The organism is Streptococcus peroris ATCC 700780, from assembly GCF_000187585.1.
In the GTDB taxonomy this organism is placed as follows: Bacteria; Bacillota; Bacilli; order Lactobacillales; family Streptococcaceae; genus Streptococcus; species Streptococcus peroris.
The window spans coordinates 577,606-596,524 of record NZ_GL732463.1 but is presented as its reverse complement, the minus strand read 5'-3'; the positions used below and the strand labels follow the sequence as shown (position 1 = coordinate 596,524).

The 18,919-nt window shown below is 38.3% G+C and carries 21 protein-coding genes; all 21 read right to left on the bottom strand.

All coding sequences use genetic code 11. The features are described from left to right. Positions 1 to 8: 8 nt before the first annotated feature. Entirely contained in the window at positions 9 to 767 is a 759-nt protein-coding gene (gene pstB / locus HMPREF9180_RS04865) for a phosphate ABC transporter ATP-binding protein PstB (RefSeq protein WP_006145373.1), read from the bottom strand. Positions 768 to 779: 12 nt separating this feature from the next. After that, positions 780 to 1,583 (bottom strand): phosphate ABC transporter ATP-binding protein PstB, encoded by an 804-nt coding sequence (gene pstB, locus HMPREF9180_RS04860; RefSeq protein WP_006145372.1) that lies wholly within the window; start codon positions 1,581 to 1,583, stop codon positions 780 to 782. 10 nt (positions 1,584 to 1,593) lie between these two features. Next, positions 1,594 to 2,478 carry a phosphate ABC transporter permease PstA gene (gene pstA / locus HMPREF9180_RS04855; RefSeq protein ID WP_006145371.1) on the bottom strand — a complete coding sequence of 295 codons (885 nt, stop codon included), beginning with the start codon at positions 2,476 to 2,478 and terminating at the stop codon, positions 1,594 to 1,596. Next, entirely contained in the window at positions 2,468 to 3,385 is a 918-nt protein-coding gene (gene pstC, locus HMPREF9180_RS04850; protein ID WP_006145370.1) for a phosphate ABC transporter permease subunit PstC, read from the bottom strand. The genes pstA and pstC overlap by 11 nt, the downstream gene beginning before the upstream one ends. Beyond that, positions 3,385 to 4,263: a phosphate ABC transporter substrate-binding protein PstS gene (locus HMPREF9180_RS04845; RefSeq protein ID WP_006145369.1), complete on the bottom strand. Its 879-nt coding sequence runs from the start codon at positions 4,261 to 4,263 to the stop codon at positions 3,385 to 3,387. The genes pstC and HMPREF9180_RS04845 overlap by 1 nt, the downstream gene beginning before the upstream one ends. Positions 4,264 to 4,372: 109 nt before the next feature. Further along, the gene (locus tag HMPREF9180_RS04840) at positions 4,373 to 5,686 is read right to left on the bottom strand and encodes an RsmF rRNA methyltransferase first C-terminal domain-containing protein (RefSeq protein WP_006145368.1); all 1,314 of its coding nucleotides are present in this window, start codon (positions 5,684 to 5,686) and stop codon (positions 4,373 to 4,375) included. Positions 5,687 to 5,692: 6 nt separating this feature from the next. Continuing rightward, the gene (locus HMPREF9180_RS04835) at positions 5,693 to 6,460 is read right to left on the bottom strand and encodes an inositol monophosphatase family protein (RefSeq protein ID WP_006145367.1); all 768 of its coding nucleotides are present in this window, start codon (positions 6,458 to 6,460) and stop codon (positions 5,693 to 5,695) included. Continuing rightward, positions 6,450 to 6,728, bottom strand: a complete 279-nt coding sequence (locus tag HMPREF9180_RS04830; protein WP_006145366.1) for a UPF0223 family protein — start codon at positions 6,726 to 6,728, stop codon at positions 6,450 to 6,452. The genes HMPREF9180_RS04835 and HMPREF9180_RS04830 overlap by 11 nt, the downstream gene beginning before the upstream one ends. Beyond that, complete coding sequence (locus tag HMPREF9180_RS04825; RefSeq protein WP_006145365.1) at positions 6,729 to 7,130, bottom strand: Spx/MgsR family RNA polymerase-binding regulatory protein; 402 nt, start codon at positions 7,128 to 7,130, stop codon at positions 6,729 to 6,731. A gap of 118 nt (positions 7,131 to 7,248) precedes the next feature. After that, positions 7,249 to 7,899 (bottom strand): TIGR01906 family membrane protein, encoded by a 651-nt coding sequence (locus HMPREF9180_RS04820; protein ID WP_006145364.1) that lies wholly within the window; start codon positions 7,897 to 7,899, stop codon positions 7,249 to 7,251. After that, a complete protein-coding gene (locus HMPREF9180_RS04815; protein WP_006145363.1) occupies positions 7,889 to 8,662 on the bottom strand; it encodes a TIGR01457 family HAD-type hydrolase in 774 nt (257 codons plus the stop codon). The genes HMPREF9180_RS04820 and HMPREF9180_RS04815 overlap by 11 nt, the downstream gene beginning before the upstream one ends. Before the next feature lie 6 nt (positions 8,663 to 8,668). Next, positions 8,669 to 9,406 carry an acyl-[acyl-carrier-protein] thioesterase gene (locus HMPREF9180_RS04810; protein ID WP_006145362.1) on the bottom strand — a complete coding sequence of 246 codons (738 nt, stop codon included), beginning with the start codon at positions 9,404 to 9,406 and terminating at the stop codon, positions 8,669 to 8,671. 4 nt (positions 9,407 to 9,410) lie between these two features. Then, positions 9,411 to 10,541, bottom strand: coding sequence for a radical SAM family heme chaperone HemW (gene hemW / locus HMPREF9180_RS04805; protein WP_006145361.1), 1,131 nt, complete (start codon positions 10,539 to 10,541; stop codon positions 9,411 to 9,413). Between the two features lie 85 nt (positions 10,542 to 10,626). Then, on the bottom strand, positions 10,627 to 11,022 hold the full coding sequence (locus tag HMPREF9180_RS04800) for a YtxH domain-containing protein (RefSeq protein ID WP_006145360.1): 396 nt from the start codon (positions 11,020 to 11,022) through the stop codon (positions 10,627 to 10,629). 14 nt (positions 11,023 to 11,036) lie between these two features. Continuing rightward, positions 11,037 to 11,420, bottom strand: a complete 384-nt coding sequence (locus HMPREF9180_RS04795) for a DUF948 domain-containing protein (RefSeq protein WP_006145359.1) — start codon at positions 11,418 to 11,420, stop codon at positions 11,037 to 11,039. A 1-nt stretch (position 11,421) separates the two neighbouring features. Continuing rightward, on the bottom strand, positions 11,422 to 12,210 hold the full coding sequence (gene lgt / locus HMPREF9180_RS04790) for a prolipoprotein diacylglyceryl transferase (protein WP_006145358.1): 789 nt from the start codon (positions 12,208 to 12,210) through the stop codon (positions 11,422 to 11,424). Next, positions 12,203 to 13,138, bottom strand: a complete 936-nt coding sequence (gene hprK, locus HMPREF9180_RS04785) for an HPr(Ser) kinase/phosphatase (RefSeq protein WP_006145357.1) — start codon at positions 13,136 to 13,138, stop codon at positions 12,203 to 12,205. The genes lgt and hprK overlap by 8 nt, the downstream gene beginning before the upstream one ends. A 183-nt stretch (positions 13,139 to 13,321) precedes the next feature. After that, positions 13,322 to 16,051: an MBL fold metallo-hydrolase gene (locus HMPREF9180_RS04780; protein WP_006145356.1), complete on the bottom strand. Its 2,730-nt coding sequence runs from the start codon at positions 16,049 to 16,051 to the stop codon at positions 13,322 to 13,324. Positions 16,052 to 16,187: 136 nt separating this feature from the next. After that, the gene (locus HMPREF9180_RS04775; RefSeq protein WP_006145355.1) at positions 16,188 to 17,969 is read right to left on the bottom strand and encodes an LPXTG cell wall anchor domain-containing protein; all 1,782 of its coding nucleotides are present in this window, start codon (positions 17,967 to 17,969) and stop codon (positions 16,188 to 16,190) included. A gap of 277 nt (positions 17,970 to 18,246) precedes the next feature. Beyond that, complete coding sequence (gene rpsU, locus HMPREF9180_RS04770; RefSeq protein WP_000048054.1) at positions 18,247 to 18,423, bottom strand: 30S ribosomal protein S21; 177 nt, start codon at positions 18,421 to 18,423, stop codon at positions 18,247 to 18,249. Positions 18,424 to 18,572: 149 nt separating this feature from the next. Further along, positions 18,573 to 18,919: LPXTG cell wall anchor domain-containing protein (locus HMPREF9180_RS10435; protein ID WP_029745406.1), on the bottom strand; the 347-nt coding region annotated here is incomplete at its 5' end.

Genomic DNA, 18,919 nt, shown 5'->3' with positions numbered 1-18,919 from the left:
TTCTCTCCTTATCCAAATTTACCTGAAATATAGTCCTCGGTTTCCTTATGTTGAGGATAGAGGAACATTTCCTTAGTATCATTAAATTCAATCAAATCTCCATTTAAGAAAAATCCTGTTTTATCGGAGATTCGAGATGCTTGTTGCATAGAACGAGTTACTAAAAGCATGGTATACTTATTCTTCAAACTATACAGAGTTTCTTCTATTTTCCCGGCTGAGATTGGGTCCAAGGCAGATGTTGGCTCATCCAAGAGGATGATTTTAGGGCTAGTTGCCAATACACGTGCTACACAGACACGTTGTTGCTGCCCACCTGAAAGACCAATTGCAGAATCATGTAAACGATCCTTGACTTCATCCCAAATTGAAGCACGTTGTAAAGCCTTCTCCACTGCTTCATCTAAGACTTGCTTGTCTTTCTCTCCATTAATTCTTAGTCCATAAACAACATTTTCATAGATAGACATGGGGAAAGGATTGGGTTGTTGGAAAACCATTCCAATTTCCTTACGTAATTCAACGGTATCCGTACGAGGGCTATAAATATTGTGACCATTATAAACCACTGATCCAGTTGTTGTTACCTCAGGATTAAGATCTCCCATTCGGTTAATAGCCTTTAGAAGTGTTGATTTCCCCGATCCTGACGGACCGATAAGGGCGGTAATTTCCTTAGGTTGGAATGATAAGGAAACACTATTCAAGGCCTTCTTTTTGTTGTAATAAACAGACAGGTCTGAAACCTGTAAAATCGCATCTGTCATACTGTTACCTTTCTAACCAAAGTGTCCAGTTACATAGTCATTAGTAGACTGTAGCTTAGCATTTTGGAAAATATTAGCAGTCTTATCATACTCAATCAAATCACCCAAGTAGAAAAATCCTGTATAGTCACTAGCACGCGCAGCCTGTTGCATACTGTGGGTCACGATAATGATGGTAAAGTCCTTCTTCAACTCCAACATGGTTTCTTCAAGCTGAGCTGTCGCAATCGGATCCAAGGCTGATGCAGGCTCATCCATCAAGAGGATGTCTGGTTTTACAGAGATAGCACGAGCGATACAGAGACGTTGTTGCTGACCACCTGAAAGCATCAAGGCTGACTTATGAAGGTCATCTTTGACCTGATCCCAGAGGGCAGACTGGCGAAGAGAGGTTTCTACAATTTCATCAAGAACCTTCTTGTCCTTAACTCCTGCACGTTCGTGTGCAAAGGTGATATTACGATAGATTGATTTAGCAAATGGGTTTGGACGTTGGAAAACCATTCCAATATGTTTACGCATTTCATAGACATTGATCTCAGGACGGTTGACGTCAATTCCTTGATAGAGAATTTGGCCTGTAACCTTAGCAATATCAATTGTATCATTCATACGGTTGAGACTGCGTAAGTAGGTTGATTTTCCTGATCCTGATGGACCAATCAAGGCTGTAATTTTATTTTTTTCAAATTGCATATCCACGCCCTTGATGGATTCATTCTTACCGTAGTAAACATGTAAATCCTTCGTAGAGAGGGCCACTTTTTCTTCTGGAAAAGTAATGATATGCCTTTCATCCCAATTATATTTCGACATGGCTTCTCCTTTAGGCAGCGGTTAATTTCTTATGTAGATAACTTCCGAGTTTACGTGCTCCAAAGTTAAAGATCAAGATAAAGATGAGGAGCACTGCAGCAGAACCTGCTGAAACAAGAGTTCCATCAGGAATAGTTCCTTCACTATTGACTTTCCAGATATGAACAGCCAAGGTTTCTGCTTGACGGAAGATTGAGATTGGACTGGTTACACTAAGAACATTCCAGTTAGACCAGTCAAGAGCTGGCGCTGATTGTCCTGCTGTGTAGATAAGTGCAGCAGCCTCACCAAATATACGACCTGATGCAAGCACTACACCCGTAACGATTCCAGGAAGGGCTTCTGGAATAACGACATGAAGGACTGTTTCCCAACGAGAAAGTCCAAGCGCCAAACCAGCCTCACGCTGCGTATGATGAACGTGTTTCAAACTGTCTTCAACATTACGCGTCATCTGTGGTAGGTTAAAGACGGTCAAAGCTAAAGCTCCTGAAATGATAGAAAATCCATATTCAAACTGGACGACAAAGATGAGGTAACCAAAGAGACCAACAACGACTGATGGTAGAGAAGACAAAATCTCAATACAGGTACGAACAAAGTTGGTAACACGACCTTTTTTAGCATATTCAGCTAAGTAAATTCCAGCTCCCATTGATAGAGGCACAGAGATCAATAAGGTAATGACCAAAAGGAAAAAGGAATTATAAAGCTGAATCCCAATGCCTCCACCTGCTTGGTAAGAAGATGATTTCCCAGTCAAGAATGACCAAGAAACATGAGGTAAACCTCGAACCAAGATATAGAGAATCAAGGAAGCTAGAATAGCAACGATGATGCCTGCAATCGTATAGAGGACGGCTGTCGCAATTTTATCTAATTTCTTAGCGTGCATAGTTTTTCGCTCCTCTTTCTTTCGTAATCAATTTAATCACACTGTTAAAGGCCAGACTCATCAAGAGCAATACTAAGGCTAGTGACCAGAGAACGTTATTATCAACCGTTCCCATAACAGTGTTCCCAATTCCCATAGTCAATACAGAGGTTAAGGTTGCAGCTGGCGTTGTCAATGAAGTTGGAACAACTGCTGAGTTACCGACCACCATCTGAATAGCAAGGGCTTCACCAAAGGCACGCGCCATTCCGAAGACTACTGCCGTAAAAATACCTGAACGAGCAGCCTTCAAGGTTACACGCCAGATGGTTTGCCAACGAGTCGCTCCCATGGCTAAACTGGCTTCACGATAGTGACGAGGAACCGCACGTAGACTATCTGTTGTCATAAAGGTTACAGTTGGCAATATCATAACAAAGAGAACGAAAATCCCTGATAAAATACCGAAACCTGTTCCACCAAAGACAGTACGTACAAATGGTACCACGACCTGCAAACCGATAAATCCATAAACTACTGAAGGAATCCCAACTAGAAGTTCAATAGCTGGTTGCAAAATCTTAGCTCCTTTTGGAGACACTTCTGTCATAAAGACAGCTGCACCAATAGCAAAAGGCGTAGCAATAATAGCTGACAGGATAGTAACAATAAAGGAACCTAAAATCATTGGAAGGGCACCAAATTGTTTACCCGAAGGATTCCATATTCCACCAAAAAGGAAATCAAAGATATTCACACCATTGACAAAGAAGGTAGACAATCCTTTTTGAGCTACAAAGATCAGAATCATAGCAACAATGATAACAATCAAAGAGAGGCAGGCGAAAGTCAAGCCTTTCCCAAATTTCTCAAGTCGAGAGTTCTTTGACGGAGAGAGCAATTTTTTAGATAATTCTTCTTGATTCATTATTGACTCCCTTCTAGCACAGTCACAGTTCCTGCAGCATCTTTTTCGACCTTCATTTCCTTAACAGAAATATAGCCCATTCCTTTAACGATTCCATTTTGAACCTCATCTGAAAGGACAAAGTTCAAGAATTGGGCAACCAATTCGTTCGGCTCACCAAGTGTATACATGTGTTCATAAGACCACAAAGGCCAATTATTTGTGGTTACATTCTCTGAAATGGGTTCATAGCCATTAAGCTTGATAGTCCCAACCGAATCATCAACATAAGCAAAAGCAAGATAAGAAATCGCTCCGGGTGTTTGGGAAACGATTGATTTGACCATACCATTTGAATCTTGTTCCTGACTCTGAACCGCTGACTGACCATTCATAATCACACTGTCAAAAGTCGCACGAGAGCCTGAGCTCGCAGCACGGTTGATAATAGAAATAGCCAAATCCTTACCGCCAACTTCCTTCCAATTAGTGATTTCTCCTGTAAAGATTTGTCGGAGCTGGTCTGTCGTCAGATTATCGACGTCTACTTCTTTATTGATAATAACAGCTAAGCCTGCAACAGCAACCTTATGGTCAACTAATGCAGTAGCATCGATCCCATCTTTTTCCTCAGCGAACACATCAGAGTTCCCAACGTCTACTGCTCCTGATTGAACCTGCGATAATCCTGTACCAGAACCACCACCTTGAACGTTGACTGTTTTACCGACGTGTGCGGACGCAAATTCATCTGCTGCCGCCTCAACTAAAGGTTGGAGAGCTGTTGACCCAACAGCATTCATAGACTCCCCACGATCAATCCAACTTGCACATCCTGCTAGTGAACCAGCAAGTAAAAGAGTTGCAAGAGAGATGGTGAGTTTTTTAAATTTTTTCACTATTTGTCTCCTTGAAAATAATGATGACTAACTTGGATTTTCGCTCTTATTTTCAATTGTTTTCAGGAAAAATCCATACATCCACTATAACATAGAATACTGATTTTGACTAGTTTTTCACCTTAAACCTCAAGCCCTTGGGAAAATAATTCTTCAAGGTATTTCCGGTGACTTTTGCAAAACCTAGACCATTTCCACCAACCAAAACTTGGTACCAACCATTTGGAAGAGTTTCAGCTAATTGGACCGTTTCACCAGCCACATATTTGACAAAGTCTTCTTGATGAATTTCGATTCCTTGCTTGACTTGGCTTGGTTTTAAAGCTAAGCCAAGAGCAAAACTTGGTTCAAAACGTTTTTTCTTAAAAGTTCCAAGATGAAGACCATTACGAGCTATCTTGAGTTTTCCTATATCGGGTAAGACTTCTGGCAAGAGATAAAGCTGGTCTCCAAAAACTTGTAGGACACCGGTCAGTTTTTCTTTAAGATGTTTTTTCTCAAAATCCTGCCATAAGGAAATCTGTTCACTAGATAGGTTGGATTTAGAAGGTTTGAACTTTCCAGCCTTGTTTTGACCTTTAAACTTGAGGTGGGCTACAAACTGACCTTCTCCCTTAAAGTGATGTGGGTACATACGAGCCGTCTCAGGCAAGTCAATCCCAGGAACCATTCCATTGATATGCTCAATTGGAATCAATTCAAAATCATAGGTATCTAAAAGCCAGTTAATGATTTCCTCATTTTCTTCTGGTGCCCAGGTACAGGTTGAATAAACCAAACGGCCACCCTCACCTAACATGTTCACAGCATCTTCTAAAATTTCACGCTGCAGACTAGCACACTGACCAGGATAATCCACACTCCAATAGTCCATAGCATCAGGCTGCTTACGAAACATTCCCTCACCTGAACATGGAGCATCTAAAACGATCAGGTCAAAATATCCTTTAAATACTTTAGCCAAACGATCAGTAGATTCATTGGTCACAACAACATTTGTTGCACCAAACCGCTCCATATTCTCTACTAATATCTTTGCCCGTTTACTAGAAATTTCGTTTGAAACAAGAAGACCGTCTCCTGCAAGATAGGAGACTAGTTGAGTGGATTTCCCACCGGGAGCCGCTGCCAAGTCTAAGACCTTCATACCTGGCTTTGGTTGAGCTACTTGCGCGACCATTTGTGCAGCAGGTTCTTGTGAGTATACTAAGCCTGTTACATGCTCTTGTGATTTCCCTGAAACCTTCCCATAGTAGCCCCAGGGTGTATTGGGAATAGCATCTGAAAAAGAAACTTGGCTTTCTCTTAGGGGATTGATACGAAAGGCGGAAACAGCCTCATCATCAAAAGAGGCAAGAAAAGCTCTTGCCTCATCTCCCAATATTGTTTCGTATTTTTTTACAAATCCTTCTGGAAATTGCATTTACCTTTATTTCCTTTCATAGATATAAGACAGAATCTCATCTTGCATCTCGACTGGCACCATCATAACGGCTTGTCGTGTATGAAAATCTACTTCCTTACCAGCAATCGTAAGAACTTTATAACCCAAACTTTCACCTAGGATACTCGCAGCTGCGTAATCCCATGGTTGTAGGTAAGAGATATAAGTTAAAAGTCGTCCTGATAGAACTTTGGCAAAACTGATAGAGGCACTGCCATAAACTCGTGTTCCAAGGGCAGCATTTCCTAAATCTGCTAACCCCCATTCGTTAGTTTCTAACATACCAGAATTCCCAGCCACCAAAAATTCTCTCAAAGGTTTTTTCTTAAACGGCGGTAACGGTTCATCATTGCAACATGGTGGAAAGTCTCCTCCGCCATGATAAAAATCACCTTTCATGACATCATAAATAATCCCAAACTTCCCAACACCATTCTCAAAATAGGCCACCATAACGGCAAAATCTTCACCTTGTGCTACAAAGTTATTTGTACCATCAATAGGGTCAATCACCCAAACAGAACCTTGTCCTACTGCTGCACGCAAACAGCCTTCTTCTGCACAGAATGAGTCATTCGGATAACGAGAATGGATTTTCTCAATGAGTAAGTCTTGAACATCTTTATCTAACTTAGTGACCAAATCTGTAGGTGAAGATTTTCTCTCAACATGGAGATCTTCTTTCATATGCTCGAGAATATAGTCCCCAGCTTCCTTGACAATTGTTTTAGCAAACGCAAATTTATTTTCCAAGTGAAATCTTCCCTTCTCCTTTTTCTTTGGCTAACTGGACCGCATGGTAGAAAGAATACCCACTTACTGATTCAAAATCACGTCCCAAACGTTTCTCTTCACTCTTACTTGGGACAACTGACTTGAATACCTTGTAGGAATCTAATAGTTTCTTAGCATCTACCTGTGTCTCATAGGCAGCTTCAACATCATTAAAAAAAGAAAGCACTGAAGCAAGTTCTTCAGTGCTCCACGACAAATCTAGTGGGTAACTATACTGTTTATTCATCTAATTAATACCAGCTCTCAATGTAGCTTCCTTCAATTCTTGCTTGCGATAACTACGAGGAAGAAATGCACGAATCTCATCTTCATTAAAGCCAATCTGCATCCGTTTATCATCAATGATGATAGGGCGACGCAAAAGACTAGGATATTGCTCAATTAATGTAAGCAACTCAGTCACCGAGATACTTTCCACATCGATATTTAATTTTTGGAAGATTTTTGAACGAGTTGAAATGATGTCATCAGTACCGTTTTCGGTCAAGGAAAGAATTTGTTGCAATTCTTTTCTAGATAAAGGACTGGTCATAATATTGTGCTCTTGGAAAGGCACCTTGTGACTATCAAGCCAGGCCTTTGCCTTACGACATGATGTACAGCTCGGTGATAAAAATAGTGTAATCATGCTATACTCTTCTTTACATACTTTTCTTCCTCTATTATACAAAAAAATAAAGCGCTTGACTAGTTATTTTCATAAAAAAACCTACTTTTCCAAAAAAATAGGTTTCGTTCAATTATTTTCAAACAATTTCTTGTATATATTCTCTATTTGGTAGTTTTTTCCAACTACATACATAAATGAATCCAAAAATCAATTCATACAAGCAGAAAAATAGGAGAAAGGCATGAAGGAAAAAGGCCTCTGGAAGTATGAGAATGACTGGATCTTTTGCAGGATCAAAAAGCCAGCTATCATCACCAACAAAGAGAATCTGATGAAACAATGTAAAGAATTGCTCAAATCCAATGAAGACACCAATTAAACCAAGAACCAAAGGTAGGGAGAGCATTAACAAGAGCCCTCTACGGTAGAGGGATAGAAAGCCTCTACGAACGACTTGCTTCCAGAAAAGGAAAAACATTGGCAGTGTTACCAGTGCTACTCCTTGAGCTAGATGGAACAATCCCTTGACAACCGCAAAATGATGAATTCCTGAGGCAGACGAAGGAAAGTCTGGCATTGCTAATACTTGACTCAATGGATTAGTCAAATAATTCATCAAAATATTAAAATTATGCTGAATGGTTTGAGGTTGAAAATGAACACGGCTTGTTAGGTGTAACCAAGAAATTTCCAAAGGATAAACCAACCAGGCCAAGTAGATGGTTAATAAAATAGCAAGCGAGAGAAGAAAGAGAAGGCTTCCTACAAAAGTAAATTTAGTTTTCATCAAAATTCCACTCCGCTAGGCTAGAAACAACATGGCTAGGTGCGATTGGTAGATCTGCAACCTCTTCTGGCTTGGTAAAACCAGTAGTCACTAAAAGAGTAGGAATATTATTGTCAATTCCTGCGCGAATATCTGTCAGATAATTATCACCTACCATGACAATTTCTTGGCGCTCAAGTCCTAAGCGTTCAACAGCCTTGTCCATAATAATCGCATTGGGTTTTCCGATATAAACAGGTTTAACGCGTGTTGCAACCTCAAGTAGAGTAATGATAGCCCCTGCACCAGGTAAGAGTCCACGTTCCGTTGGAATATTTAAATCTGGGTTGGTACCAATAAAGTGGGCTCCTTTTTCAATAGCCAGTGTCGCAATTGCAAGTTTTTCATAATCCACTTGCCAATCCAAACCAACAACCACGTAAGCTGGATTCTCTTTATCTTCAACATAACCTGCAGCCTTAATTGCATCTCTTAGCCCTGCTTCTCCAATCACATAAACGGTCTTTTCAATACCAAGATCATTCATATAGTCAATAGTGGCCAAAGTGGCTGTATAGATGGTCGAGACCGGTGTTTGGATATTAAAATGTTGAGCCAACATTTCCTGTACAGTTTCTGGAGTACGGGTTGTATTATTAGTCACAAAGAGATAGGGAAGCTGACGTTTTTGTAGTTCATGAACAAAAGCTTCTCCTGCTGGAATTCGATTTTTTCCCTTATAAATTGTTCCGTCTAAATCAATTAAATAGCCTTTATAAGTCATAACATTCTAGTCCTTTTTCATTTCTTGCCATTTTACTATGGCTTGTGCATTTATTTCTCCATCACTTGTGATTTGATGATGACTTTCTAGTCCATCAAGATTATAACTAGAGTTGATCATGCCACCTGGTCTCACTTCTTTTACGTATTTGAGGTTGATTTTTTTAGGAATATGATGCATAAGGAAATCTGCTCCCATGACCTCAAAAATCCAATCTAAATACTTGCTGTTATTGACGTGACCATTCATATCCAAATCATAAAAACGAACGTGATAGTCCTTACTAACTGCTTCTTTCAGATCTGTATATTTTGGTCCGCGGACCAGTTTCTTAGAAAACTCTGATTGATAAGGGGCAACAATTTCTGATTCTACAGGATGAACTTTACGACTCTCTCGGTCCATAAGTACAAAAGTAGCCACCATGTGAATGATTTCTTGTCCCTCTTCATCGTAAATAGTGAAACGGCGATAGCAAAACAATCGATTGTAGCTTAAAGCTTCTGTTTCGATAGTGATTTCCTCAGCAAAACGAGGTAAACGAACTACATCGATATCATAGTCTGTAATGATCCAGACCAGGTTATAGCGCTCGAACATGTCTTTGTCGCTAATTCCCAGCTCAATTGACTGCATACCAGAAACCTGAAGGGACAACAAGATAACATCTGGTAGCTTGATATGACCATTCATATCAGCCATATCAAAAGGAATTTTCATCTTCATTTGATAAGTTAAACCCATAATATTACTCCAATATAAATTGTTCTGCTACTGTATCTCCTAAAAAGAGACCTTTTTTTGTCATTCGTATTTGCTGACCTTCTACTTGTAAAAGACCTTGATGACACAAATTTCTTACAACTTGACCATACAAATCTTCAAAAGAAGTACCAAATTTTTCTTCAAATCGTGTGATGGAAACTCCTGATTTCTTACGAAGACCGAGAAACATCTCTTCTTCCATTTGCTCCCTTTGACTCAGGTGTTCTTCTGTTACGCGAGCATTCCCAGCCTCTACTGCACTGAGATAGTGCCGAATCGGTCCATGATTTTTATAGCGAACACCATTTACGTAGCCAGACGCACCCGCGCCGATTCCATAATACTCAGCATTATCCCAGTACATAAGATTGTGACGACTTTCAAATCCTGGTTTAGAAAAATTAGAAATTTCATAGTGTTCAAAACCAGATCGCTCAAGTTCCTCAATGATGTATTCAAACATCTCCGCTTCTAACTCTTCCTTAGGAAGGGGCAATTTCCCTCGTCTCATACGATTCATAAAGACCGTATGATTTTCCAAAATTAAGCTATAGAGGCTCATATGAGGAATATCAAGGGTGATAGCCTTCTCGACATTATCCTTGACCTGGTCCATAGTCTGGCCAGGAAGTGCGTAAATCAAGTCGATAGAAATATTATCAAAACCAGCTAGTTTGAGGCGGTCGATATTTTCATAAATATCCTTCTCCAAATGACTGCGCCCAATCTTTTTCAGCATTTTGTCATCAAAGGTTTGGACACCCAATGAAACTCGATTAACTGCAGAATTTTTCAACACGGCAATCTTATCAGCATCCAGATCACCAGGATTAGCCTCGATGGTCAATTCTTCTAAGACTGACAAATCTAGGTTTTTAGTTAGTCCATCCAAAAGTGTCTCTAATTGTGGCGCAGATAAGGCTGTCGGCGTCCCACCTCCAATATAAAGAGTCCGTAACTTTTGAATGTCATAAGAATGAAATTCTTGCAGTAGATGTTCTAGATAACTGTCTACTGGTTGATTTTTGATAAAAACTTTTGAAAAGTCACAATAATAACAGATTTGTGTACAAAATGGAATGTGTACATAAGCTGATGTTGGTTTCTTCTGCATAGTATTTATTATACCACAAAGACATCCCTCAAGAAAAAAATCACCATTCCCGACCCTTTAAAAAATTGGGAATAGTGATTCAATACTAATCTTCTTGAATATCGATGACAATTTCTTGACCATCTTCTTTTTCTTCTACAACTACTGTGTCTTCCAGTTGTGATTTTATTTGATTGAAGGTTTCCTTTGAGACTTCAGTCGCTTGTTGAGCATGGTATTTTGCCTTTTCAAGGACAGTATCAAGTGTGATTTCTCCAGATTCAACCTGTTCTTTCGTTTTAAGCACAAATTCTTTGGTTTGATCTTTGACTTCTGTCAATTTTTCAAGAGCTTGCTCCTTAGCATATTCAGGATCTTCTTTAAGGTCTTCAATAAAGTCTTGTGCTTGACTCGTAACTCGTTTCCCCTTTTCACTTGTTAGAAACAAGGCAACCGCAACACCTGAAACAGTTCCCAAAAGGATTGATGATAATTTACCCATAAGTTATCTCCTTTTTATTTTTTAAAAAATTTACTTGCAACACGAATAGCTGACAAACCTGCACTGGTCTTTAAAGTTTTTGAACCTGCAGACGATGCTTTTTTACTCAAAACACGAGCTTGTTCATTTAAGTCAGAAACAGAAACAGAAAGGTCTGCTACTGCCGTAAAGAGTGGATCAATCGTTGCAACTTTAACATTGATATCATCCGCAAGAACATTGACTTTTGCAAGCAATTCGTTTGTGTGATGTAGAGTTACATTTACATCTGAAGTTAAGGTTTTAACAGTATTTTCAGTTTCATCGATTACACGACCAACTTTTTGAAGAGTAATAATCAAATAAACTAAGAATACAACTAAGGCAATAGCCACAATAATATAAGCAGCTTCCAACATTTTAATTCTCCTTTTCTACATTATAAAATGGTGCTTTTTTCTGATTTTGATAAAAGATGATATAAATACCAAGTCCAATCAAGAGGGCAGATAACCACTGTGATACCCGAAGTCCAAAGAACATGAGACTATCTGTACGCATACCTTCAATAACCATACGTCCAAATCCATACCAGATTAGATAAAAAGCAGTGATATGACCACGACGGATACCTTTTAATCGGCGTCTAAAAATAACAATTAAAGTAAAACCAATCAGATTCCAAATAGATTCATATAAGAAGGTTGGTTGACGATACGAGCCATCAATATACATTTGATTCTTAATAAAGCCAGGTAAGTAGTTAAGATTTTCAACTACCGCTCCGTAAGCTTCCTGATTAAAGAAATTCCCCCAACGTCCCAGACTCTGTGCAATCATGACACTTGGCGCTGCAACATCCAAAAAGTCCCATGTATTGATTAGTTTACGATCAGCAAATATATAGAGAACAATGGCTCCAGTGATTAAACCACCGTATATGGCAAGACCGCCATTCCAGACAGCCAAAATTTCTCCCAAATGCTGGCTATAGTAATCAAATCTAAAGATGACATAGTATAGTCGAGCACCAATGATGGCCAAAGGAAAAGCAATTAAGATAAAGTCAAAAATATCATCTGATAAGATTTTCTTCTTTGGCGCTTCTTTACTTGCTAGATATACCGCTAAAATAAGACCTGATACAATACAAATTGCGTACCATCTAATAGCCAAAGGACCAAATTTAAAAGCAATTGGATCAATCATTTTTCACCTCGTTCTTTTCAATCAATTTCGTCAATCTTTCTTCAAAGAGACGTGTTGCATCAAATCCCATTTCCTTAGAACGATAATTCATAGCTGCCGCTTCAATGACGACCGAGATATTACGCCCTGTTTTTACAGGGATTCGAATACGTGGAATTGAAACACCTGATATTTCCAATTCTTCAGCATTATTTCCTAAACGGTCGAATTCTTTAGCAGTATCATAATTTTCTAGATAGACCGCCAGCTGAACTTGAGAAGAATCCTTAACAGCGCTAGCTCCATAAAGACTCATGATATCAATAATACCAACTCCACGAATCTCTAACAAATGTTTCAAGATTTCAGCAGGTTCACCCCAAAGAGTCATCTCATCCTTGGCGTAAATATCAACACGATCATCTGCGACTAGACGATGACCACGTTTGACGAGTTCAAGTCCAGTCTCACTCTTACCAATACCACTATCACCTTGAATCAGAACACCCATACCATAGATATCCATCAAGACACCGTGTACACTAGCACGTTCAGCCAAACGTGAATCTAAATAACTAGATAATTCACCTGACAAGCGACTGGTAGCTGTACGACTTGTTAAAATAGCGACTTTACATTCTCTAGCAGCCTTTAACATTTCCTCAGGAACAACTAGTCCACGTGCAACAATAACTGCAGGTGTTTCTGGTTGGAATAATCTCTCCAAAATCTGATAACGATTATGAGATGACATGCTAATGAGATAGGACCACTCCTTCATTCCCAATAATTGGATACGTTCTGGAGTATAGTAATCAAAATATCCCGTCATTTCAAGACCCGGCCGACAAATATCGCCTGTATTGATTTCCTTTTCAAGTAACTCCGGCTCACCATAGACAATGTCTAGTCTGAGTTTATCAATTACCTCTTTAACTAAAACTGACATATTAATCTCCTTCAATAGAGTTCTCTTACTATTATATCAGATTGTAGGAATAAGTTTATGTTTTTAACAGTCTTTATGCTATTTATTTAAGTAGAACTCTTTAAAAGATTTAATCTACAGAAAAAGGGATTAAACAACAAGCTGTTATTTAATCCCTTTTTTAAAATTTATTAGATAAAGTGACTAGTTAGAGGCTTTATCGCCATTGACTGGAATCGATTTTGCCTCACTAGTTGTAGTTGCTTCAGTTGTTGGCTCAACAGCTTCTTTAAGTGTTAAATCTTTGGAAGTAGTTTCTTCTACACTTGTTGTTGAAGAAGTTGATGAAGCGGATGATGTTGTTGTAGTTACTCCATTAGGAAGCCATCTACCTTCATTGTCAACCTTATATCCATCAGGTGTAACACCATTGCGGAGCATTGTACCACTTGCATTAAAGTAGTACCAGTATCCATTTACTTGAGCCCAACCAACTTGCATTTCGCCAGAGTTATTGAAGTAATAGTTATCTCCAGAGACTTCATGAATACCTGTAACCATTTTCCCTGAATCAGATTCCAAGAAGAACCATTTACCAGAATACAAGAACCAACCAGTCTCCATAGCTCCAGAATTTTTATGATAGTACCAATCTTTACCATCATAGACCCAACCGGTTTCCATGGCTCCAGATTGATTGAAATGATACTTGATTCCATTAATTTCTTGTAATCCGGTCACCATAGTTCCATCATTATGATTCAAATAGTACCACTTACCTGCATCTTTAAGCCAATCTTTCTCCATTTGGCCACTTGAAGCAAAATAATACCATTTACCATCTTTTTGTTTCCAGCCGGTTTCCATAGCTCCACTATCTTTAAAGCCATAGCGTTGACCATCGATTTCTTTAATTCCTGTAGCCATTTCACCAGTTTTTGGATCTAGATAGTACCATGTGCCTGCATCTTTAAACCAGCCTTTTTTCAATTCGCCACTAGATGCATAATAATACCATTTACTATCTTTTAGTGTCCAACCAGTTTCCATAGCTCCACTATCTTTAAAGCTATATTGTTGACCACCGATTTCTTTGATACCAGTGACCATTTCTCCAGTTTCGGGTTCTAAATAGTACCATGCATTGTTATATTTAATCCAGCCTTTTTTCTGTTCACCACTAGGTGCATAATAGAACCATTTGCCATCAGTTTGTTTCCAGCCTGTGGACATGATTCCTCCATCATTAAAGTGATAGAGTTGGCCATCAATCTTGTTTAGTCCTGTAAACATTCCCCCAGTCTTCGGATCAAGATAGTACCAATTACCAGCGTCTTTAAACCAACCGCGTTGCATTTCACCTGACGCATTAAAGTAATACCATTTTTGAAGAGTATACTGCCAGCCTGTTCCCATTTCTCCAGCTTCGTTGAAATGATAGGTCTTTCCATCAATTACTTTGAAACCAATGGTCATATTTTTGTTTTCATCTAGGTAGTACCATTTATTTCCAATTTTATTCCAGGATGATGCTTTCAATTCTTCTGAAAGTGCTCCAGTACTATCAAACAAAAGAGTAGCACCATTCACTGTTCTAGAACCAGTTTGCATAATCCCTTTATCGTCAAAGTAATAGGTTTTCCCATTAATGATAGCTAACTCAGATTCTTTACGATATCCTTTGGAATCAACATAATACCAATTATTGTCAACTTGAAGCCATTTAGAAGTTTGTAACTTCCCATCCTTATCCATAAATAAGGACTTGAGAGTACCCTCATCATCAAAATCATGAATCCATTTATTCTGTTGGAGTTGCCCCTTCCCATTAAAGAAGTATTTCTCTTTGTCAATTGTATGCCAACCAGTGGCCATTTGATCATCAGCAAAATAATATTTCTTGAAACCATCTTCTGTAACCCAACGTGCCTTTGTATTTGGAATATCTGGATAGTTCTGAGAGATATTGTTAAATCCATCTTTTGTGATATCTAAGACAGTCGCATCTTTTTTATCACTCGAAGCATGAATGATTTGAACATTCATCTGTTTCAATTTATCTCTGGTTGCTTGGACATTGATATCTCCTCCTGTTGTCTGTACAACTATTGAAGGAGAGAGGTTATTGAGAAAATTAATGCTGTTCGAAACTTTTCCATCGAGGTGATGGTTCCATTTCATCAAATCTACTTTCCCGATTTTAGGTCCAATGCGATCTTCAGCCCCGTAAACATTATCAAGGTCCCCACCCAGATAAATTTTCTTTCCATTTACTGTAACTACAGCAACAATGGAATTGGGGTTATCATCGTATACTTTCTTCAATTTTCCATCTGGACCGTATTCATTCTTGTAGTTATACAACTGAATATCCATATCGCCCAATTTAAAATGACTATCATTGTCAGAAATATCTTGAACAACATTAACTCCATGTTTTTTTGCAGCATTTAATGCATTGTTGTAGTTAAAAAGATTGTCCCATAAACCCCATTGCGTAGCAATTCGATCGTCTGAATATTTTTTTAGATAAAATTTGTCAACTTTATATTTATTTAATACTTCATCAGCACCACCAATATGGTCACTATGAACGTGTGTACCAAGCATGAAGTCCAATTTTTTGACGCCTACTTGGTCAAGGTGTCTTAAAAGTCGATCTTCTATTGCATAAAAGTTTGAAGTAATTGTTCCTACTCTCAAGGGATAAAGCGGATTACTACCATCTGGAAAATCATAGTCTTCACCCATATCAATCAAGGCATAATGCCCATTACTTTCAAGCAAAATAGCATCTGTACCTGGATTTCCTTTGGTATTAATAAAATGAATTCGATTCACGTTAGACTGTGAAATCGTATCCGCTTCTACTTTGGCACCGACACTAAAAAGCAAAGCTGCTCCTAAAGTCACTGCGACCTTTGTCTTTTTCATGTTAAAATCCTCTAAAATCTTTTTACTGATATAAATGATTATACCAAAAAAATATGAAAAAAGGATTAAATAACAAAATATTATTTAATCCCTTCTATAATTTCTCACACTATTATTTACTAATAGAATATACGCTTTAGTTATCTTTTTTCTTCAATCCCAATACTGTCAGACCAGCTACCAAGAAAGCTACACCCGTGGCAAACAATGATTCTGTAGAACCTGTATTAGGTAGTTCCTCTTTAGGTTCAGTTGTCGTAGAGGTAGTTCCAGGTGCTGTACCATCAGTTGTTTTCTCTGTTGTTGTAGTTGCGGAAGTATTTGCTGGAGCTTCCGTCGTCGTTGTAGTCGTTGCTGGAGCTTCCGTTGTTGGTGCTGGCGTTGGTGTTGGTGTTTCCGTCGTCGTTGTAGTCGTTGTAGTCGTTGTAGTCGTTGCTGGAGCTTCCGTTGTCGTTGTAGTCGTTGTTGAAGCTTCCGTTGTCGTGGTCGTTGTTGATTGTTCTACTTTCTTATACCAGTGAGTTTGATTTCCTTCACGGTCTTTTGTAGTTTTCACAAATTCATAACTATCGATATCTACCTTATCTTTGTAACCTCTTTCTGAAGGTCTTAAAGTTTTTTCAGTATCGATTTCTTTAAATTCTGTAATTAATGTATCCCGTACAAGTTGCGCACTAGCAGAATCACTAATAATACGATAGATATAGATTCCTTTAGCATTTTGACCATCAACACTAGCTGTGGCAACAGTTGAAACATCATACTGCATTTTTTCTACATCAATTTTTGATTTATCGATGATATTAATACGGTTATGACCAACACCGAAGAATACTCCTAATTCTTTTGGAACATCTCCTGAAATCATTTCAAGTGTGATTTTCTTAGCTGAAACTGAAGTTACTTTAAACTTAGGTGCTACACCTGTCGGGAACACATAAGCACCGTATTGGTTAACACTATAACTACTATAGACAGGTAAGATAAAGTAAGCTTGGTGTGTGTCGCCCACTTTAATTGCATCATCTCCACTTGTTTTCCACTCGATACCTGAAGCATCGTTGAATTCTAGTTCAACAGTTGAACCAACCTTCATCCCTTCTCTTCCACGAACTTGGAATTCAGTATAAGTTTCATATGAACCATCAGCTTTGAATTTAATTGTGTTTCCAGAAGGTGTGAAGTTGATTGAGTTTGTATCCGTTGCAAATTTTTCTACTTTTGGTATATCGACCGTATTCGTTACAGAAGAAGATCCCACTTTAATTACTTGATTTAATGAGTAGTCCTTATTTGCGATTACTGCACCGTTATAAGCGTTGTCTGACTTAATTTCAAAATTAGCTTGTTTTAATACATCAGGACGTACAGTTTCAACATCTTTTGTAAATGTGATTTTCAAGGTTGCGCGAGTAGACTCTAATTCTGCTTGTTGCATTTGAGCAGCATCGTTAGACCCTTGACGAGCTTTATTAATGTTATCGAATGAAACGATAGAAATTGTTCCAATTTTCTTTCCATCATAGAAAACATCTTTACCATCTAAAGAATTTAAGACAGTTGCATTTTCTAATTGAATCGTTACATAGTCGCCCTCTTTAGCTTCACCATCCAGTAATGAAACTGTAAGATCCACATCAGTATAATATTCATAATATTTGATATCATGATTTTTAATAGTTCCTGTAACCTTTGCATCTACTTCTTTTGCAGCACGTGTTGGTGCTGTAGCAGTCGTTGCTTCAGTTGTAGCTTCGGTCGTTGCCGTAGTTGATGTTGTTTGTTCAGTTGTAGCTGTTGTTGCAGTAGTCGTTGCTTCTTCAGCAGTAATAATTTCTTGACTTTGAAGTGCAGCCAAAAGCACTCCAGTAGACAATAAAGTGATTAATAATTTCCCAAACCTTTTCTGGTTTTTCATCCCATATACCTCCGTGTACAATAACACTATTTTACCAGTATTGTACTATATTTACCCTTTAAAATCAACTAAAATACATGATTGTTTCTACATTTCAAATAAAATGTGCTACTTCCTCAACTCTTTCTTAAAAGATAGACTAGAATTCTTCTACTCAGCCTTTTCACCATTAACAAAAATCTATACATATAGAGCTTAAATAGTCAATAAACAATTAGATTTTTTCCTATAACAGGTACAAAAAAAAGACTAGATTACTCTAGTCTCTCATTTTTAATTAGAATTTTTTACGTTTACGAGCTGCTTCTGATTTACGTTTACGTTTTACAGAAGGTTTTTCATAGAATTCACGTTTGCGTGTTTCTTGAAGAGTACCAGCTTTAGTAACCGCACGTTTGAAACGACGAAGTGCATCGTCAAGAGATTCATTCTTACGTACTACTGTTTTAGACATTATTTTCACTCCCTTCAAGTTCAAGATCTATTCTATTTTACATGTATTGATAAAAATTGTCAAGAAAAATAGTGCATTTCATTATTTTTCATTGACAAATAAAAAGGACCCTAAAGTCCTTTTTATTAACTATCTTTTTCTAAACTCAATTATTTAGAAAATTTCTTTTTCATAACGAGACTACCTGCCAAGATAGATATACCAGCAATTACTAATGCAATACCTGTAGCCTCACCAGTAGATGGAAGACTTGGTCGTTCTTCTGTTGTTTCTGCTGTTGTTGGAACTTCAGTTGCTGACTCAGTCGTTGTTGTTGCTGCAGTGGTTGAAGCTGTTGTTGACTCAGTCGTTGTTGTTGCTGCTGTTGTTGAAGCCGTTGTTGACTCAGTTGTTGTTGCTGCAGTGGTTGAGGCTGTTGTTGACTCAGTTGTTGTTGTTGCTGCAGTTGTTGAGGCTGTTGTTGACTCAGTCGTTGTTGTTGCTGCTGTTGTTGAAG

Coding starts and splice junctions, on each gene's coding strand:
- HMPREF9180_RS04810 (WP_006145362.1), bottom strand. CDS start 9,406: ATGGGTTTAACTTATCAAATGAAGATGAAAATTCCTTTTGATATGGCT.
- HMPREF9180_RS04800 (WP_006145360.1), bottom strand. CDS start 11,022: ATGGGTAAATTATCATCAATCCTTTTGGGAACTGTTTCAGGTGTTGCG.
- HMPREF9180_RS04820 (WP_006145364.1), bottom strand. CDS start 7,899: ATGAAAACTAAATTTACTTTTGTAGGAAGCCTTCTCTTTCTTCTCTCG.
- hemW (WP_006145361.1), bottom strand. CDS start 10,541: ATGCAGAAGAAACCAACATCAGCTTATGTACACATTCCATTTTGTACA.
- HMPREF9180_RS04830 (WP_006145366.1), bottom strand. CDS start 6,728: ATGAATAAACAGTATAGTTACCCACTAGATTTGTCGTGGAGCACTGAA.
- lgt (WP_006145358.1), bottom strand. CDS start 12,210: ATGATTGATCCAATTGCTTTTAAATTTGGTCCTTTGGCTATTAGATGG.
- HMPREF9180_RS04780 (WP_006145356.1), bottom strand. CDS start 16,051: ATGAAAAAGACAAAGGTCGCAGTGACTTTAGGAGCAGCTTTGCTTTTT.
- HMPREF9180_RS04840 (WP_006145368.1), bottom strand. CDS start 5,686: ATGCAATTTCCAGAAGGATTTGTAAAAAAATACGAAACAATATTGGGA.
- pstA (WP_006145371.1), bottom strand. CDS start 2,478: ATGCACGCTAAGAAATTAGATAAAATTGCGACAGCCGTCCTCTATACG.
- rpsU (WP_000048054.1), bottom strand. CDS start 18,423: ATGTCTAAAACAGTAGTACGTAAGAATGAATCTCTTGACGATGCACTT.
- HMPREF9180_RS04825 (WP_006145365.1), bottom strand. CDS start 7,130: ATGATTACACTATTTTTATCACCGAGCTGTACATCATGTCGTAAGGCA.
- pstB (WP_006145373.1), bottom strand. CDS start 767: ATGACAGATGCGATTTTACAGGTTTCAGACCTGTCTGTTTATTACAAC.
- hprK (WP_006145357.1), bottom strand. CDS start 13,138: ATGTCAGTTTTAGTTAAAGAGGTAATTGATAAACTCAGACTAGACATT.
- HMPREF9180_RS04775 (WP_006145355.1), bottom strand. CDS start 17,969: ATGAAAAACCAGAAAAGGTTTGGGAAATTATTAATCACTTTATTGTCT.
- HMPREF9180_RS04815 (WP_006145363.1), bottom strand. CDS start 8,662: ATGACTTATAAAGGCTATTTAATTGATTTAGACGGAACAATTTATAAG.
- pstB (WP_006145372.1), bottom strand. CDS start 1,583: ATGTCGAAATATAATTGGGATGAAAGGCATATCATTACTTTTCCAGAA.
- pstC (WP_006145370.1), bottom strand. CDS start 3,385: ATGAATCAAGAAGAATTATCTAAAAAATTGCTCTCTCCGTCAAAGAAC.
- HMPREF9180_RS04795 (WP_006145359.1), bottom strand. CDS start 11,420: ATGTTGGAAGCTGCTTATATTATTGTGGCTATTGCCTTAGTTGTATTC.